This is a genomic window from Sorangium sp. So ce145, from assembly GCF_051525985.1.
In the GTDB taxonomy this organism is placed as follows: Bacteria; Myxococcota_A; Polyangia; order Polyangiales; family Polyangiaceae; genus Sorangium; species Sorangium cellulosum_B.
Map to the genome: position 1 here is coordinate 11,305,736 of NZ_CP150315.1, position 17,520 is coordinate 11,323,255.

Below are 17,520 nucleotides of genomic sequence, written 5' to 3' on the forward strand. Positions count from 1 at the left end.
ATGCGGGTCGTCGCGTAGGAGGCGGAAGTTGTAACGCTCCGCCAAACGCGTGGGAAGAGCAACCCGTGTGGCTCGGTCGCGCATTGTCGACGGCCGCTTGTTCCGCGGCTCCGGGAGGAGCGTTCCTTGCGCTCGCCAGACGGCGCTCCAGCACCGCCGCTTCGACGAGGAGGACGGGCGAGGAAGGCGCAGCAGACGTTCGCCGACTTGAACGGGTCGCTGTCGCTGCTCTACGACCACTGCGACGAGTTCGTGAACCTGGCGAAGGCGGGGGTGCATAAGGGTGCCGTTCTTCGCGCCCGGCGTTGCGGTCGCGGGCGGCCGGCTGGTGGCTCCGGAACGGCCCTCGCGGGGCAGAAACGCCGCTCACCCTCCGAGAGCCGCAACGAGCGCATCGATCACGCGCTCGACGTCGGATGCCGAACCGATCAGTGAGAGCGGCACGCGCTCGAGCGCCACGCGAATCTCCGGGTGGTCCTCGTTTGGCGCGGCCCTGGACCACGCGAGGCCATCGAGAGCGACGACCGGATCGGGCACGCCGGGCAGCTTGGGCGGGTCGATGAGCCCATAGAACCACGGGAGCTCGGGCTCGAGGGTGCCTTTCGGTGCGTAACCCTCCACCCAACCGAGCCAGAGCTCGGGGATCGGCTCCCGGAGGGCCACACCGACGAATGCGACGCGAGCCGCCTTGGCCGCGCTCACGCCGTACGACTTCCCCTGGAACGCCTTCGCCGGCGCGTAGAATGCATGCATCCAGTCGACCAGCCACGCATCGGCATCCGCCGTGGTGTCGAGGTTCCCGATGTACCGCTCGCCATTGTGGCGGAGGAAGCGCCACGAGGCGCTCTCGAGGCGAGCCGTGGCGTCGCGGAGCATCCGTTCCACGTGCGCCAGGTAGCTGCGAACGAAACTATGGGCCTGGTGGAACGCGTGATGGACCGTCTCGTTCGTTTCGCTCATCGGGTCACCCAGGCAAAAAGGGAGGTTGGGTCCAGAGGACGTCGCCAAGCGGAGGGGGCTGCGGCGGCGAGGCCCGTCCAGTATCTTCGATCGTTCTCTGCGTACCAGGTGGGCGCACGCTCCAGGGCGAGGCTCGGCGCCGTGAGGTTCCAGCCATCGAAGGGCTCTCGAAGCGCCCCGCAGCTCTCGAAGACCCAGCGAAGATCCGCGATGATGGTGCCCTCATGAGGCGCGTCGGTGACGGTGTTGAGCGCAACCGTCGCGAGGCTCGTCCAAGTGAGCACGCCGATCTGACTGGGCTCGGGGACGAGCTCGGGCACCCCGAGCGCTCGGAGGTCCTCCTCCAGCAAATGGAACACCTCGCCCGGCGATACGCGATAGCGCGTCACGATCAGCATCGTGCGAAAAAGCTTGGGCTGCTCTTTGCGCAGCCACAGCCATTCGCGACCGAGCTGCTGGGGACCGAAGGGCGCCTCCCACTTCGCCTCGACGACACACGCAAAAGCGTCGGCGAGCAAGAGAGCGTCCGGCTCGACGTCGCCATCGGGCGGCCAGGCGGAGACCTCGATCGACCGAGAGAGCGGGAGCACCGGCAACGCCGACTGCAACACCCTCGACAGACCACGATCGGCGGGCAGGTAACGAAGGAGCCCGAAGACATACGATGTGATGAGGTCCTCGTTCCACGCGACAATGTCGCGCACGGCTACGTCTTCGTCAGCGCGGCGAAGCTTTCGTCGTCGGTGCGCGAGCAACATCCCCCAACGATAGGGCCGCGACGGAACGCTGGCAACGTTGCGGCGACGCACGGCTCCCCGCGCCGAGGTGCGCCGCGAGGTGCGATGGCGTGCCAGGGTGCATGACGTGTGAGGCTCGAACTATCGGCCTATTCCTTCTCCTTCTTTGCGTGCTGCCGGAGCATCCGCTCGCTGACGCCGAGCACCTTCGCGGCAGCGACGTAGGATCCGTGCTCCCGCCGAGCCGCTCGAGCCAGCCTCCGCTTGAATGCCCGGACGCGGCCGTCCCACGCACCCATCCCGAGACCGTCGGTGGCAGTCGCTCCCTTCTGCTCCGCGGCATGGAACCGCGCCTGCAAGGCCGTCCACTCGAGCAGCCCCTCCTCCGTCCCCGAATCACTTGGCGCCGTGGAGCCGCGCGCCATGAGGATCAGCGCGAGGCGCTGCAGATCCCGCAGGTTGCCCGGCAGCGGGTCACCTTTCAAGGCGCGCTCTATTGCAGCGCTCCAGGGTGCCTCCGGCGAGAGCTCCTCGAGCGAGCGGGCCTCGGCCCATACACGCGTCCAGTCGTCTCGTAGATCCTCGCGGCAATCGCGCAGCGGAGGGATCTCCACAAGGAGCAGGCTCAGGCGATCGAACAGGTCGGGGTCCAGCCGCTTGCGGAGCGCCTCGAACGACAGATGCGAGGCGCACACGACCTCGACGTCAGCGGTTCGCTCTTGTGCCTCTCCCACGCGGCGAAAGCGGCGCTCCGGATCCTGGAGCGTGCGCACGAGCTGCCGCTGCACGGGGCGCTCGAGGTCCTGCACCTCATCGAGAAACAGAACGCCACCGGCCGCCTCCTCGATGAAACCCTTGCGGTTGCGGTCCGCGCCGGTGAACGCGCCTCGCACGTGCCCGAAGAGCATGCTCATGGCCAGGTGAGGATCGAGCGTGCCGCAGGTCACGGTGATCACCTTCGACCGGTTCTTCAGCGGCCCCACGAAGGTCTCGACCAGCCTCGTCTTCCCCGTCCCTCGCTCCCCGAGCACGAGCAGCGGCGCCCGCGGGAGCCGGGCGTAACGGGCGAGGGTATCGAGCGCCTGTCGCCGCCGAGCGGAGCGGGACGCGGGGTCGAAGTGCGCCTCTTTGGGACGGGCCGTGGCGCCACGGCGGATCTCGGCGAGGTACGTGTCGATCGGGAAGTCGACCGGATCGATGCGCGTCTGGCCCGTCCTCAGGCGCTGCGCCGACCACAGCAGCGTGCCCATGGGCAGCGCGCCTCCGGCATGGAGCACGAGCCAGACGGCGTGCATTGCCGGCGTGCCCGAGGACACGTTCACGTGCAACACCCCGTCCAGTGATCGCAGCCGCGGTAGGATGCGATCGCGAACGGCATCGTGGATGACGCGATGATGAGTCGGATCGGCGAGCGGAACGAGGATCCGCTCGAGCGTGACAGCGCCCAGGTCCGACTCCTTCGGCAGCGGCATGTCCTCGGATTGCATCAGGTAGAGCACCCGGGTGATCCGCACTTTCCTCGTGCGGAGCAAGCGCAGCACGTCACCGAGCACCGCCGGTCCGCCGCCGACCGATGCCCAGGTGAGCAGGCTCCCGTTCGTCACGCCGCCGCTCATGTTTCACCCGCTAGCACGATGGCCCCAACGCCGAATGCAGCCATGGCTGCCTGCGCAGCCTCGACGTCGCCGAGACTGGTGATCGCGAAGACACGCCGACCGCCGGGCTCCTCGTGGATGGGGAACGGCGGAGCAGGGCCCTCGGCGTCCTTCGACGCAGGGACGGCGCGCCCGCCCTTCGCGAGCACCGGCAACGCGATCGACCACGTGTGCCTGATGCGGTGATAAAGCCTGCCGGCCGGCGCGCGGGCCGGGGCTGGACGCGTAGCGGTGCGGATCCGGGTACAGCAGTCGACTTTGGTGACGCCGTCATCGACGCGCCCCTCCGGCTCGACGCTGAGCTCGCGGTAGCCCTTGCCGTTCATCACCTGCAACGAGCCGTGGATCTCGCCAAGGCGCACGGAGGCGCGGAGCAGCGATCGTGCCCCCGTCTGCCAGGACGCGAGCATCCGCCCGAGCGCCGCCGCATCGTCGCCCGTGAGCTGCACACCTACCTCGAAGCCCCTGTCGAGCCCGTGCTCCTGGAGGTTCGCCGTCATCACGAGGCCGCGCGTGCCGTCGGCGAGGATCGCCTTGGCGTGGAGAAACTCGCTCGCTCCCAGGACATGCACGTTTGCGTGCACGAGCCGGCGCAGGGTCTCGAACATCGTGGCACGCGGGTGCCGCACCAGGACCGTGACCGCGACGCCCCTCCGGGCGCGATCCGCGAGCGCCTCAATCACCTCTTGGTCGTCGATGCCGAACGTCGCGACGATGAGCATGCGCTGGGTAGCGCGAATGGTTTGGAGCACCGCCTCACGAAGATCCCTCCTCGCTGCCGCTGTCGCCACAATGCTCGCCGAGGGGGCCGGGAGCGACATCCGCCCCGCCGCCGCCACCGGCGGCAAGCTCCCCGCCGCGAGCAGCTCGCGCTGCGCCGACTCCCAGAACGCCCACGTGAACAGCGACGTAAGCGCCCGAACCTCGTCGGGCTCGAGCCGCACGCCAAGCTCGTGGTTGCGCGTCATCGCCTCGCGCGTGAGGTTGGCGGTGAGCAGGATGCCACGCGGCTGGCGCTTCGGATCGGCAATCACGAACTTCGCATGAAAGTGCTCCGCCGAGCGCACGTAGACCCAGCCAGCCAGCCGATCGAGGAGCCTCTTGTGCTCCTCGAGCGTCTTCTGGCCGAAGCTGTCGTCGCTGCGGACCTCCTTGTCGAGCCGCGCCTCCGTGGCGACCAGAAGGTAGACGCGTACGCCACCCTTCGCCGCCTCGAGCAGCGCTCGCTCCGTCGCTGTGTCCGCGAAGAGGAAGCTCGAAACCAGCAGGACCTCGCGAGCGCCCTGGATGACCTCCGTCACGGCTCGCCCCAGCGCGCCGCTCTCCTCCGCCTGGAGGATGCGTCCGATCTCCGGCACGCGCGCCGCGCTGGGGGCGCTCGTCAATATCCATGCATCCTCGATCCTGTCGTCGGACCGATCTTCGATCCAGGATTCGCCCGGTACGGTGCGGCTCATCAGGCGACCCCTCCCTCAAGATCCATCGGTGCCTGAAGGTTCCAGTACGCGGGGCGCGGGCGCTCCGTTCCCCGCAAGCCCTGCGCGAATTCTCTCTGGATCGGCGGGCGAAGGCTGAACCCCGGAAAGAGCGCCTGCAACTCCGCGACGTTGGTCGCGAAGACGTCAGGCCACTGCGTGCGCTCGGAGCGAAGCGCAAGGAGCCAATCGAACCACCGCTGCGCGTCACCCGCGCTTACCGGCTCGATCGGAACCCCGTCCACGGAAGTGTCGTCGAAGCGCCCGAGCCCCGGGATCTCCGGCGTCTTGAAGGGCATCCGCAGCCGGAAGCTCGTGCGAGCATCGTCGCTCAGGGCCTTGAGCGACATGCGCAGCTTCCCCGAGCGCGGGTTCCACCAGTCCTCGGCTCCGTTCGATCGCAGCAGGGAGAGCCAGACGCTGGCGTGATCGTGGCCGCTCGGCGCCGGCAGGGCGCGGTCGATGCCCTTGCCCGCGAGGGTACCCCGCAGCCGCAGCGAGGCCGCGGCGACCTCCGGCTCGAATGACAGCTCCAGCGAGAGCACGCCCTCCACACCGAGGGGCTGCACCTTGCGCTCGATCGCTACGATCCGGATCGGCGCCCCGTCCTTCGCCGCCGGTAGCTCCAGCGGAGGGCGCTCGCCCCGCTCGTCGCATGTCTTCGCGATCACCTCCGGCACCATCTCGAAGCGTCGCTTTCCCTCCCCGTTCCGGGCGCCGCCGGCCTGACGCTCCTCGTGGGCCGACAGCTCCTTGCCCGGCTCGACGCGCAGCAGTGGCTGCGGCAGCAGCGGATCCTCCGACCAGAAGAGCAGCCAAGCGCCGAGCTGGGGGACGAAGACGCGCGGCTCGGTGCTCGCCGCCACGCGCTCTCCCTCGTTCGTGAGCTGGACGATGCGGTTTTTCTCGAGGCGGAGCAGGCCGAGCTCCTCGCAGATGCGGCCGAGCCTCCGGCCCACGACCGGGGACAAGCCGAGCAACGGCCCCTGCGCCGACGCATCGCACAGTTGCTCGGTTTGCGCCTCAAGCCCGGCGCGCAGCCGGTCCGCGGCCCACACCACCGCCGCGTGCTCTGCCACCCGCTTCTCGGCGAACGCCACCTTTCCTTCCACGAGGGCACACCGGACTCGCAAGCTCTTTTGCAAGACGATCTTCATGGCTCATCCCTCCCGATAGCGGTATTCTACGCAGCCGCGGCGCTTCATGTCCTCGACGAGCAAGGCGCACAGCGGGGCCTTCCGGGTCTGCCGGGCGAGAAACGCCGCATGTCCGATGAGCACGAGCTGGTAGCGCGCCCTCGTTATCGCGACGTTCAGCCGGTTGGGGCTGTTGAGGAATCCTGGGGTTTCCGTGCGCACGAACGAGAGGAGGACGATGTCCGCCTCATGGCCCTGGTAGCGATCCACCGTGCAGAGCTCGATGGTCAGAACCGGGGCGTCCCCGTCGCGGAACGTGAAGTACCGACGCTGGCCACGCTGGCCGGTCACGTCGCGAAGAAGGTCGCGGATCCGACGCTCCTGGCCGCGGTAGAAGGTCAGCACTGCGGCGGACCAGGGAGGCCGCCGGAGCGTGCTTTTGGCCCATGCCGAGAGCGCTTGTAGCTCCTCGACGATAACCCGCGCCTCGGCCTCGTTGCTGATCGGGCTCCTCGTCTCCTGCCCACGCACGTCGAGCAGCGCCACGCGCGTGCGGTACCTCGGGCATGGGAACAGTCGCTCTTGTGCCATGTTGTCCGGGGTGTCGAGTAGCTTCCCGCCGTAGATCCGCGCGTGGGGGAAGCTCGCGATGTCCGGGTGCATACGGTGCTGGTAGCGGAGCGGGACGAGGCGCTCGGCTTTCGCGCTGGACGGCAACCCGAGGGCGAGAGCGTTGTCCCAGAAGCGCCGGCCACGACTGTCGCGCCTCGGGTCGAAGCCGACCTGGAGAGACTCGAGGATCGAGGGGAGCGCGACCCGGCGCACGCGATCGATGTCGTCGCGCACTCGCGGGAGCGCAGGCACCTTGCCCTCGCAAGGCTGGAGTGCATCGATCTCCCGCGCGTATGTGCCGGCGCTCGGGAGGCCGTCACCATCGGCGAGCAGCTCGGGCAACAGGCGCAGCTCGTAGTCGCGCACCAGCCGCCAGGCCACGGCCTTCGCCCAGGGCTCCTCGTCCTTCGGGTGGCGCTGCGAGCGCGCATCGTGCCGCCGCCGCGCGGCGAGGAGCTCACCGGTCGGGAGGCGGACGATGCGCGTTGCGAGCGGGAGCGCCCCCTCGACCGCGGCGAGCTGGGCGGGCGTGCCGATGACCGCGCGGGCTGCGCCGAGGAGGAGCGGACTCGGCGTGTCGTCAGCGTCGAGGCGGACGATCGGCTCCTCGGGGAAGAGCCCGGCGAGCTGCGCTGCATAGATATCGCGGAGATCAGCGTTCTCGGAGGCCACGAGCAGCGCGCCATCGCTGCCCCGCCCGATTGTGAAGACATCCGCCAGCGCTTGGCTCGCGTCCTCGCGCGAGACCACCCCGTCCGGGATGGCAGCCTCGATGTTGGTCTCGATCCACCCCTCCTCGACGTACGGCGAGAGCTGGCGCCTGTCGCCGACGATGATCCAGTGCTTCGCGAGCAGCGCCGGCACGAGGAACTCCGCGAAGGGTGTCTTGCTCGCCTCGTCGAGGATGAGCGTGTCGAAGGTGGGCTCCCACGGGCCGCCGCTCCGCACCTGCACGCGGATGTCGGGGTGCTGGAGGATCCCGATCGTCGTGCCGCAGACCACCTCCGCACAGTCGAGCAGTACCCGCTGGAGCGTCGCTTGACCATCCTCGGCGCGCAGCGCTTCGAGCATGTGCGCTTGCGCCCGGTTGCGCCCCTTTGCTCCTTGCAGCGCAGCACGGGTGTTGCGAAGCTCGGTGTCGACCATCCGGTGCAGGCAGTAGCCCTTGATGCCCTCGGCGACGCGCCGTTCGTCCCCGATGCGCACGAGCAGCACCGGGTCCCCGTTGCGCTTCATGTCCTTGAGGCGCTCGACGACGTTGTCGACGGCGACGTGCGTGGAGGCGCAGAGCAGCACGCGGCGATTACGCGCGGCGAGCTGGAGGACGAGCTCCACGATCGCCGTCGTCTTGCCGGAGCCAGGGGGTCCTTCGAGCAGCATGAAGTCCCGCGTCCGGAGCGCGCGGTCGACGAACTCCCGCTGCTCGCTGGTGCCGGGCCGGTCGTCGTCGGTGAGCACCTGCCAGATGAGCGGATCGAGGCGCGGCAGAAGCTGGGGCCAGGTGACTTCGGCTTGATTCTCGAAGAGCCGGATCAGCGGGCGGTGCCCGGCGACCGGCTGGTCTTCGAGCGCCCGGATGGCACGCAGCTCGCAATCGACGACATACGTGTTCGGGCGGACACAGATCGCCTGTGTCTGCGGCAGCCGGTCCAGCAGGAGCGCGAGGCGGTCGCGGTCTTGATCGAGCACACGGAGCCGGCGCGCGGCCGTGTAGTCGTTGCGTTCTCGCACGCCGGGCGAGACCTCGTAAACCGCGCCTAAGTCCTCGTCGAAGAACGCTTCCACGGTGTCATCGCGGCCATCGCCCTCGGGCTCGTCGAGCTCGATCCACACCGGACCGGCCTGACCGAGCGCCTTGCGGATGTCGTCCTGGGAGCCGAGGACGACGGCCACCAAGGGGAGCGCCGGGCCAGCCTCCTTCGCGTGGAGCTCGACCTCGGCACCCGGCGCTGGCGCTGCATCGAGTTGGACGACTCCGGCGCCTGCGTGGGCACCGATCACCTGGATCTCCGGGCCACGCGTCACCTGCAGCCAGAGGTGGCGGGCAGTAAGAAGCTGCCCGAGTTCCGCGCGCCATCGTTTGGCGTCGCGTACATTGCGTGGCGGATCCAGCCGCACCACGGTGCCGAGCGGCGCCCACGCGAGTTCGAAGCGGCTTCGTTCGAGGTAGCGCTTGGCCCGGTCCAGGTACTGGTAGAAGGCCTGCAAGTTGTTGTAGGTCGCCTTCTGCGCGATGTCGGGGCGACGGTCGACGATGTTCTGGAAGAAGAGCTCGGCCACGGTTACGTCCTCCGGGCTGCGGCAGGAGCACGAGGGATGCCAGCTTCGCGGCGACTACGGAAGGCGCCGCTTTTCCTTGGCGACGCGCACCACGGCAAGAGCCAGCCGGCAGGTAGGATCCGATGGACGGAAGAAACGTTCCGTGCGCGCCGCTGGGATCTGCGCGGGACCGCTGCAGGCGCCGGACAGGGGCGGCCGTCACGGAATCCATCAAGGCAGCGCTGATCACGATCGGCCGGCAACTGGCCGGCAACTGATCGCGATCACGACACTCGCGGCGCTGGCGACGATGCGACGCGTCGACAGCTCCTGAACGCGAGCCTTCCTGCGACCGGCGTCGGGCCAGCTCCCGCGCCCGAACGGCTGCGCCAGCCGACGCAGGCGGAGAAGAACGCGAACAAGGCCCAGCGGCAGCCCAGGGGATATACAAGATCCTGCAAGGGGTGAGGCGAGAGCCATCGCGTGAAACCGCCGTATTCCGCAGCCTTTCGAGAGGAGATGGCGCAACGTGCGCCCGGACCGCCCGTTGCCACGGCCGCCGCGGGGTGGCAGCCTCGGCGCATGTCCATCCGTCCCGCCGCCGACGTCGACGCCGCGGCGATCGCCGTCGTGCATGTCGCCGCGTGGAAGGCTGCCTACCGCGGCCTGATGCCCGACACCGTGCTCGACGGGCTCACCGTCGAGGCTCGGACGCAACGCTGGCAACGAAACTTCGCCGAGCCCTTGCCCGGATCACGCACCACCGTGCTCGAGCGCGACGCTCGCGTCGTGGCCTTCGCCAGCGCCGGACCAAGCCGCGACGACCCGCGCCACGGCGAACTCTACGCCCTCTATGCGCACCCCGACGCCTGGGGGACCGGCGCCGGGCGCACGCTCATCGTCGACGCGCTCGCCTGGCTCTCGGCGGGAGGCTTCCCGCGGGCGGAGCTCTGGGTCCTGCGCGGCAACACGCGCGCGATCCGGTTCTACGAGCGCGCGGGCTTCGCGCTCGACGGCGGCGCGAAGACCAGCGACGGCCTCGACGAGCTCCGGATGTCCCGCGCGCTCGCCTGAACGGCTCCCCACGCCTGAACGGCTCCTCACCCGGCTCCGGTGACTCGATGGGCGGGTACGTTCCCTAGGCCCGCCGCTCGAAGTCGTCCTCGCGGGTGTAGTCGACGGAGGGCAGCCCTGCGCGCAGCTCGGCGTGAACGGTCCGCTCCAGGCCCTCCGGCGCCGTGACCGGCTCGATGAAGCCCAGCTCCCGCCGGATCCGGCCGCTGTCGAGGCGTACGTGGTGCTCGAAGCGGGCCTCGGGGGGCAATTCCTCGATGGCGGGGCGCGCCCAGGCCTGCTCGCTCGCCGGAGCCACGGCGACCTCGCCCCCCCAACCGACGACGCGCGCGATCCGCTCGATCCACACGCGCTCCGAGCAGTCCTCGGGCTCGGCCACGTTGTACACGCGCCCGGGCGCGCCCCGCAGGACGACGCACGCGATCGCCTCGGCGACGTTCTCCACGTACGATCTCGAGTTCATCCAGGCCGCGCCGGCCGCGTGCAGCCAGATCGCTCGGCGCCCGTCCACCATCCGCCGCAGGTAGCCGGCGAGCCGCCGGTCCGGATCACCCGGGCCGTAGACCATCGGCAGCCGCACCACGCTCGCCCCGGCGGCGAGGTAGGCCTCCTCGGCCGGGATCTTGTCGTAGTCGTCGAGCCAACAGCGAGGGTCGGAGGCGGGTCGAGGCGAGGCGCCGCGGTAGGGGAACAGGCATGTTCGCAGAGGGGCTTGCTCGTCGCAGAGCGTATGTTCTGGCGGCCCGGCCTCCCGGCCGAGCAGGCGGCCGAAGACCCGGTACACGCTGCCGCTGCTCACCGCCACGAGGCGCGGGGCGACGCTCCTCAGGACATCGAGCACGCCGCGCGCGTCCGCGCCGTTGCGGGGCATCATGTCGAGCGCCACGTCGACCCCGAGTCGCTCGAGCCGATCGCGGTGCCGGGCGATCTCGGCGCGGTCGCCGCGCAACGTAGTCGGTGAGACGCCTCCGGTCTGCCCGCGCTCGTAGGTCCAGACGTCGTGCCCGCGCAGGGCGTGCACGACGCGAGCCCCGATGAAGCCGGTGCCTCCGAGGATCAAGACCCGCACGTTAACCCTCCTGCCGCCTTGGATGACCCCAGAATCCGGATCCCCGAGCGGCCACGCCACATCGATCGTCGAGGTACCCTGGAAGACGCTGAAGACGCCGCCGGAGCGTAGCACGGCGCTCGGCCCCGCTGACCGGTCGTCGGGCCCGCAGGCGGGGCCGGCCCTGGACTTCGGGGCTCGCGACGTCTAGGCTGGCGGCCGATCGGCGATGAACATCCGGCGGACGACGATCGGCACCACCGCGGGGCACGCCGGGCAAGGCCCCACCCGCGTCGATGCGTACTCGCTCGACACGGAGAAGGGGCTCGCCGTGACCGTGTGGACCTACGGGGCGACGCTCGTCGAGCTGCTCGTCCCCGATCGCGACGGCCGGGTCGACAACGTCGTCGTTCGCCTCCCGGACCTCGAGAGCTACGAGGATCGATCGAAGAACCCTTACATCGGGTCCACGCTCGGCCGCTTCGCGCGCGCCGTCGCGGGGGGGCGGTTCGAGCTCGACGGGGTCGAGCACCAGCTCGATCGCAACTACGGCCGGCATCACTTCCACGGGGGAAGCATCGGGTTCGATCGATTCGTGTGGAGCGCCGACGCCGAGCGCCGCCAGGGCGAGCTCGCGCTCCGGCTCCGGCTCGAGCGCCCCGACGGCGACCAGGGTTACCCCGGCGCGCTGTCGGCCGAGGTCACCTATCGAGTCGACGGCGACGGTCGGCTCACGCTCGACTATCGGGCGACCACCACGGCGAGCACCATCGTGGCGTTCACCAATCACGCCTTCTGGAACCTCGCCGGCTCGGGCACCATCGACGATCACCGGCTCGCGCTCAACGCGGCGCGCGTCCTCGCGTGCGACGAAGAGCTCATCCCGCGGGGCCCTCCCGCCGGCGTCGCCGGTACGCGGCTCGATTACCGGGCGCCGCGGCAGATCGGCGATGCGCGGATCGACGACTGCTTCGTGCTCGACGATCCGACGTGGGCCGCGGAGCTCTTCGAGCCCTCGACCGGCCGGCGAATGCGGGTCGTCACCGATCAGCCGGGGCTCGCGGTCTACTCGGGCGACGGCCTCGCCCGGCCGCGCGCGGGGCTGTGCCTGCAGACAGGCGCCTTCCCCGACGCGCCCAACCGCGTTGATTTCCCCTCGGCGCGGCTCGATCCCGGGATGACCCATCGCCACTCCACGACCCACGCGTTCTCGAGGTGAACGGCCATCATGCGGACCTTCGCGACCCTCGGACGACGGAAGGCCGTGCTGGGCATGATCCACCTGGCCCCGCTGCCCGGCACCCCCTTCCACGAGAAAGGCAGCTTCGAGCGGACGCTCGATGTCGCGGTCCAGTCGGCCATCGCCCTGAGCGAGGGCGGCGCGGACGGGTGCCTGGTGCAGACCGTCGAGCGCGTCTACGGCGTCAAGGACGAGTCCGATCCGGCGCGCACGACCGCGATGGGGCTGATCGTCGACGCGATCGGGCGCGCCACGGGCGACGATTTCCAGATCGGCGTGCAGCTGATGCGGAACGCGATCCGGGCGTCGCTCGCGGTGGCGAAGGTGGCCCGGGGGAGCTTCGTCCGCGCCGGAGCGCTGGTGGGCGCCACGCTCACCGAGCACGGCCTTGTCGAGTCGAGCCCGCTCGAGGTGATGGAGTACCGCGACAAGATCGACGCGTGGGGCGTGAAGATCATCGCCGACGTCGCGTCGACGCAGTTCACGTGGCTCGGCGGGGCGAAGCCCGTTGCAGAGGTGGCGAGGCGCGCGAAGCACGTCGGCGCGGACGCCGTGTCGCTGGGCGACCCGGACGAGGCGAAGACGCTCGCGATGATCGCGTCCGTGCGGGCGGCCGCGCCCGATCTGCCGATCCTCCTCGCGGGCCACACGAACCACGCGAACGCGGCGAGGTTGATGGCGGCGGCCGACGGGGCCTTCGTGGGGGCCTGCCTCGAGCAGGGCGGGTGGGGCGGCCGGATCGATCGGGACCGGGTCGCGGCGTACGTGGAGATCGTCCGCGGGCTGGAGCGTTGATGGGAACGGCGGCGCAGGCGACGATGAGGGAGATCGAGCCGGCCGTGATGGCCCGCGAGATCCAGGCGCTGGCGAGCGATCTGCGCGCCCTCGCGGGCCCGCTCGAAGAGCAGGTGCGCGCCCTGCTCTCGCCCCCGGCGTGGGCGTCGATCGACGAGGTTTACCTCGTGGGGAGCGGGGACTCCCACCACGCCGCGTGCGCTGCCGAGATGGCCTTCGAGGAGATCGGCGGGGTCGCCTGCGCGGCGATGAGCTCGCAGCGCTTCCTGGAGTACGGCGGCGCGCGGATGCGCCGGCGCTCGCCGCAGAGAGCGCTGGTGATCGCGACCTCCGCCTCGGGGGGCACCCCGCGCGTGATCCAGGCCGTGGAGCGCGCCAGGGAGGGCGGGGCGGCGACGATCGCGCTGACCTGCACGGCGGACAGCGCCGTGACCCGGGCCGCCGATCGCGCCGTCGTGGCCACGTTGCCGGAAAAGGAGCGCTCGCCGGGGATTCGCACGTACCAGGCCAGCCTGCTCGGGATGCTGCTTGTCGCGATCCGGCTGTCCGAGGCGCGGGGCGCCGCCGACGCGGGCGCCCTCCGCCAGGAGATCGTCGCGCTTGCCGACGCCGTGGACGCCACGCGTCGCGCCGTCGAAGGACGATGTCGCGAGGCCGCCGAGAGGGTCGCCGACGCCCCTGCCATGGTGATGCTGGGAAGCGGGCCGAGCCACGGTACCGCGCGCTTCGGCGCCGCGAAGATGGTGGAGGCGACCGGCCTCCTCACCGTCGGGGAAGACGTGGAGGAGTGGTGGCACGTCGAGCGGTTTGCCTATCCCGTCGACATGCCCCTCTTCGTCATCGCCCCTCCGGGGCGCGCCCACCGCCGGGCGAGCGAGATCGCGGAGGCGGCGCGAGGCCTCGGGAGGCGGGTGTTCGCGGTCGTGCACGAGGCCGACACCGAGGTGTCGAGGCACGCGATCCTCACGTTGCCCGTGGCGGGCGAGGTGCGCGAGGCGTTCTCGCCGCTGCTCTATCACCTCTTTGCCGGCTACGTGGCCTCCCATGTCGCGGAGCGGCTGGGTCGATTGCCGTTCCAGAAGAAGCGGTGAACGAGGGACATGCAGTGACCGAGAACGCGTCTCCGCAGGGATCGTGGGAGGTCGCCTCGAACGCGGAGGAGGTCCACGCGCTCCTCTGCGCCAGCGACGCCCACCACGCGACGCCCGAGAACCCGGCGCCCGCGCGGCGCGTGGAGACGACGCGGCGGCGCGTGCAGGCAGGCTCGGTGCACCTCCTGCGGAAGGGGGCGGAGGCGATCGCCATGTTCACGCTGACGTGGGAGCCGCCGTTCGAGGCCGACCTCGCGATCTTCCCGCCCGCGGGGAAGCCCGCGTATCTATCGCGCCTCGTCGTCCACCCCGCGGGGCTGGCGAAAGGCTCCCTCGCCGGCGCCCGCTGCCTCCGGAGGGCGGTCGAGCTGGCGGCGGCGGGCGGGGCCGACGTGCTGCGCTCGGAGGCGAACCCGGATCTGACGCAGGTGCGGGCGTTGCTCGGCATGTTCGGCTTCGAGGAGCACGGCCGGGCGCAGTCGGAGGACGGGCGGCGCCGCGTGTACCTGCAAAAGGTCCTGCGCTGAGCGGGCGCGCCCCGCGCTCAACGCCAGCTCCGCCCGCACACCGCCCGCAGATCCCAGGCCGCCGGTGAGTCGAGCGCGGCGAGCGGCGACGAAGGACCCAGGACCCCGGTCGAGCGCAGGATGAGGCTCGGCAACTGCCAGTCACGAGTGACCTGTCCCGTGGGCTCTTTCACCTCGAAGCCGACCGAGCCCAGTCCGCCGCGGCGCCCGGGGGAGATGTCGCGCGCCCACAGGAGCACCGTGGATCCCGGCAGGTGGGTCAACGCCGTCTCCAGCAGATCCAGCCAGATCTCGTCGCTCCTCGCCTCGCAGTCGAGGATCGTCGTCGGGGTCGGGTGGTCGTCCGGGTCCAGCGAGCGGTGGCCGACCAGATACCCGCACGGCGCCCCCTCCGCCTCCGCGGTGAGGTAGAAATAGCGAGCCAAGGGGTTCTGGTGCCACCACGTGATGTACTCCAGATCGCGCACATGACGCCGCACGCCGTCCGGTAACGGGACCTCCGCCGCGAGCGCGGCGATCGTCGGCGGGTGAGGCGCGCGGCTGGCGCGGATGGAGACGCCGGACCGCGAACCCTGGAGGCCGCCCCCCTCCGCTTCCGGCCAGGAGCGAGCGTCGACGACGCGCCCTCCTCGCCTGGCGCTCGCGAGCGGCCACGGGCCGATGGCCTTCCACCCCTGCATCAGCAGGGCAGGGACCGCGAGGCCGTTCCCGAAATCCAGGAGCCACGGGATCCCGTCGGCGCGGAGCCGCGCGACCAGCTCATCGAGCATGCGCCCGAACAGGGGCCCGCCTCGCTGGTCGGGCGCCACCACGGCGTCGGCGAGGCAGGGCAGCACCACGCGATCGCCGCCGTTCGCCTCCCAGCAGGCCCCGAAGGCGCCGACCATCCCGGCCAGCTCGTCGCCGTCCCAGGCAAGCATGAGATAGCGATGATCGAGGTAGGGATTGCGGCCGTACTTCCAGTCCAGGTAGGCGGCGTTGAGGCTCGGCCCCCCGTTCCAGAGCAGCCGCTGGAAGTGGACGACGGCATCCCGGTCGCCCGGGCGATAGGCCGTGATCCGGCAGGGGCTCCGAGCGCCGCTCATCGCCCCGGAGGACCCGCCTGCTTGCCCGCCACGAACGCCGCCATCCGGGCGGCCGTGCGGAAGTGCTCGAGATCCATGTCGCCGGCCTCGATCCTGATCCCGAAGCGATCTTCCAGGAGGACGAAGAGATCCATGAAAGCGGCGGAGTCGATCAGGCCGCTCTCGACGAGATCGACGTCCTCGCCCACCGGCCCGAGGTGAAGCGACTCGCGGAGGATCTGCTGGACGGAGGCGATCGGCGGGGTTCGTTCCGACATGCGCGCTACCTCTCCTCGAGAAACCGCCGCTCGAGCGCCCGATGATCGATCTTTCCGTTCGGGTTCTTGGGCAGCCCGTCGAGCGCGAGCCAGCGCGCCGGCAGCATGTACGGGGGCAGGCAGCTCGAGAGCTCCGCGCGGAGCTCCGCCGGGCTGCGCGTGGCCCCGGGCATCGGGACGTACGCGGCGCAGATCCGCGCGCCCTCGAAGCCGTCGACGGCGACGGCGACGACCGCGCTCTCCGCGAGCCCGGCGATGCGCCCCAGCGCGACGGCGATCTCGTCGAGCTCGATGCGGCACCCGCGCGACTTGATCTGCCGGTCGGCGCGGCCGTGGAAGTGGACGATCCCCGCCTCGTCGATCCTCGCGAGATCGCCTGTCCGGTAGAGGCGCTCGCCGGAGCCGGGGGGCGCCTCGACGAACGCCGATGCGGTCTTGTCCGGATCGCGGAAGTAGCCCGGGCTCAGGCCGACGCCGCCGATGTAGAGATCGCCGATCACCCCGGGCGCCACGGGGCGGCGATCCGCGTCGAGCACCGAGAGCCGCTTGCCGGGGACCGCCTCGCCGATGGGGATGGGCGCGTCGTCGTCGGGGACGCGCGGCACCGTGTAATGGCTGGCGGTGATCGTCGTCTCGGTGGGGCCGTACGTGTTCGTGAACGTCACGTGGGGCAGGCGCTCCATCCAGTAGCGAAGGGCCTTGGTCGGGAACACCTCACCATACCAGATCAGCCTTCGAAGCTCGGGGAAGTCGCCGTGGGCCACCACGTCTCTGCTCGCCATGCCGACAAGGACCGAAGGCACCGAGTCCCACTGCGTCAGCCTCGCGTCGCGGATGAACTCCGCCAGCGATCGCGGCAGGAGGTTGGCGCGCGCAGGGACGAGATGCAGCTCCGCGCCCGCGTGGAACGCGCGGAAGATGTCCCAGAGCGCGGCGTCGAAATGCAGTGGTGAATGGCAGGAGACGCGATCGTCGGAGCCGACTCCGAAATGGGCAGTGGACCACGAGACGAAGTGGAGCACCGCCTCGTGGGTGAGGGGGACACCCTTCGGCTCCCCGGTCGAGCCCGACGTGAAGAGGATGACCGCCAGATCGTCCGGAGCAGCCCCCGGCGCCGGCCGCTCGGCGCGCGCAGCCGCGATGTCCTCGCCGAGGCGGATGACCTCGGAGACGGAGGCGTCCCCGAGCTCGTCGAGGCACCGCGCGGCGAGCCCGCCGCTCTCGGGGTGGATCACGAGCCGACAGGGCGCGAGCGTCCGGAGCATCCGGACCAGACGAGGGGCAGGGCTCGTCACGTCGAGCGGCGCGCAGACGGCCGCGGCCTTCAGGGTGCCGACGAGGGCGACGATCGCCTCGGCCGACTTGGGCGCGAGGAGCGCCACGCGGTCGCCCGGCCGCACGCCGCGGGCCACGAGCGCGCGCGCGAGCTCGTCGCTCCGGCGATCGAGCTCTCCATACGAGAGCCGCGCCGAGCCGTCGACGAGCGCAGTGGCGTCGGGGTGGTGCAGGTCCTCTTTCGACACCAGCTCTTCGAGACGTCGGATCGCGCCATTGGCCACCACGGCGCGA

Annotated in this window: 15 protein-coding genes; 5 read left to right on the forward strand and 10 right to left on the reverse strand. The window is 70.6% G+C overall.

Going from position 1 to position 17,520, the window contains the following annotated elements; all coding sequences use genetic code 11:
* Positions 1-366 precede the first annotated feature (366 nt).
* The 6 genes from WMF34_RS42080 to WMF34_RS42105 form a co-directional block, all read right to left on the reverse strand.
* Complete coding sequence (locus WMF34_RS42080) at positions 367-960, reverse strand: hypothetical protein (RefSeq protein ID WP_437991324.1); 594 nt, start codon at positions 958-960, stop codon at positions 367-369.
* Positions 957-1,718, reverse strand: a complete 762-nt coding sequence (locus tag WMF34_RS42085; protein ID WP_437991325.1) for a hypothetical protein — start codon at positions 1,716-1,718, stop codon at positions 957-959. Before WMF34_RS42085 ends, WMF34_RS42080 begins: the two co-directional genes overlap by 4 nt.
* A gap of 128 nt (positions 1,719-1,846) precedes the next feature.
* Positions 1,847-3,313, reverse strand: coding sequence for a sigma-54-dependent transcriptional regulator (locus tag WMF34_RS42090; protein ID WP_437991326.1), 1,467 nt, complete (start codon positions 3,311-3,313; stop codon positions 1,847-1,849).
* The gene (locus WMF34_RS42095) at positions 3,310-4,809 is read right to left on the reverse strand and encodes a phospholipase D-like domain-containing protein (RefSeq protein WP_437991327.1); all 1,500 of its coding nucleotides are present in this window, start codon (positions 4,807-4,809) and stop codon (positions 3,310-3,312) included. The genes WMF34_RS42090 and WMF34_RS42095 overlap by 4 nt, the downstream gene beginning before the upstream one ends.
* On the reverse strand, positions 4,809-5,984 hold the full coding sequence (locus tag WMF34_RS42100) for a hypothetical protein (protein ID WP_437991328.1): 1,176 nt from the start codon (positions 5,982-5,984) through the stop codon (positions 4,809-4,811). The genes WMF34_RS42095 and WMF34_RS42100 overlap by 1 nt, the downstream gene beginning before the upstream one ends.
* Before the next feature lie 3 nt (positions 5,985-5,987).
* Positions 5,988-8,855 (reverse strand): AAA domain-containing protein, encoded by a 2,868-nt coding sequence (locus WMF34_RS42105; protein ID WP_437991329.1) that lies wholly within the window; start codon positions 8,853-8,855, stop codon positions 5,988-5,990.
* Between the two features lie 561 nt (positions 8,856-9,416).
* Here WMF34_RS42105 and WMF34_RS42110 point away from each other — a divergent pair.
* On the forward strand, positions 9,417-9,908 hold the full coding sequence (locus tag WMF34_RS42110) for an N-acetyltransferase family protein (protein ID WP_437991330.1): 492 nt from the start codon (positions 9,417-9,419) through the stop codon (positions 9,906-9,908).
* Between the two features lie 64 nt (positions 9,909-9,972).
* Here WMF34_RS42110 and WMF34_RS42115 read toward each other — a convergent pair whose 3' ends face one another.
* Positions 9,973-10,977 carry an NAD-dependent epimerase/dehydratase family protein gene (locus WMF34_RS42115; RefSeq protein ID WP_437991331.1) on the reverse strand — a complete coding sequence of 335 codons (1,005 nt, stop codon included), beginning with the start codon at positions 10,975-10,977 and terminating at the stop codon, positions 9,973-9,975.
* Positions 10,978-11,185: 208 nt separating this feature from the next.
* Between WMF34_RS42115 and WMF34_RS42120 the strand changes: the two genes are divergently transcribed.
* Genes WMF34_RS42120 through WMF34_RS42135 form a run of 4 tightly spaced genes read left to right on the forward strand, consistent with a single transcriptional unit; the run spans position 11,186 to position 14,609 of the window.
* Positions 11,186-12,175 carry an aldose epimerase family protein gene (locus WMF34_RS42120; RefSeq protein ID WP_437991332.1) on the forward strand — a complete coding sequence of 330 codons (990 nt, stop codon included), beginning with the start codon at positions 11,186-11,188 and terminating at the stop codon, positions 12,173-12,175.
* 9 nt (positions 12,176-12,184) lie between these two features.
* Entirely contained in the window at positions 12,185-12,991 is an 807-nt protein-coding gene (locus WMF34_RS42125) for a BtpA/SgcQ family protein (protein WP_437991333.1), read from the forward strand.
* On the forward strand, positions 12,991-14,082 hold the full coding sequence (locus tag WMF34_RS42130) for an SIS domain-containing protein (protein ID WP_437991334.1): 1,092 nt from the start codon (positions 12,991-12,993) through the stop codon (positions 14,080-14,082). The genes WMF34_RS42125 and WMF34_RS42130 overlap by 1 nt, the downstream gene beginning before the upstream one ends.
* A gap of 14 nt (positions 14,083-14,096) precedes the next feature.
* A complete protein-coding gene (locus WMF34_RS42135) occupies positions 14,097-14,609 on the forward strand; it encodes a hypothetical protein (protein WP_437991335.1) in 513 nt (170 codons plus the stop codon).
* Between the two features lie 17 nt (positions 14,610-14,626).
* Here WMF34_RS42135 and WMF34_RS42140 read toward each other — a convergent pair whose 3' ends face one another.
* The 3 genes from WMF34_RS42140 to WMF34_RS42150 are packed head-to-tail and all read right to left on the reverse strand — an operon-like array spanning position 14,627 to position 17,474.
* Positions 14,627-15,694, reverse strand: a complete 1,068-nt coding sequence (locus WMF34_RS42140) for a GNAT family N-acetyltransferase (RefSeq protein ID WP_437991336.1) — start codon at positions 15,692-15,694, stop codon at positions 14,627-14,629.
* Positions 15,691-15,951, reverse strand: a complete 261-nt coding sequence (locus WMF34_RS42145; RefSeq protein WP_437991337.1) for an acyl carrier protein — start codon at positions 15,949-15,951, stop codon at positions 15,691-15,693. The genes WMF34_RS42140 and WMF34_RS42145 overlap by 4 nt, the downstream gene beginning before the upstream one ends.
* A 5-nt stretch (positions 15,952-15,956) precedes the next feature.
* Positions 15,957-17,474, reverse strand: coding sequence for an amino acid adenylation domain-containing protein (locus WMF34_RS42150; RefSeq protein ID WP_437991338.1), 1,518 nt, complete (start codon positions 17,472-17,474; stop codon positions 15,957-15,959).
* Positions 17,475-17,520 lie beyond the last annotated feature (46 nt).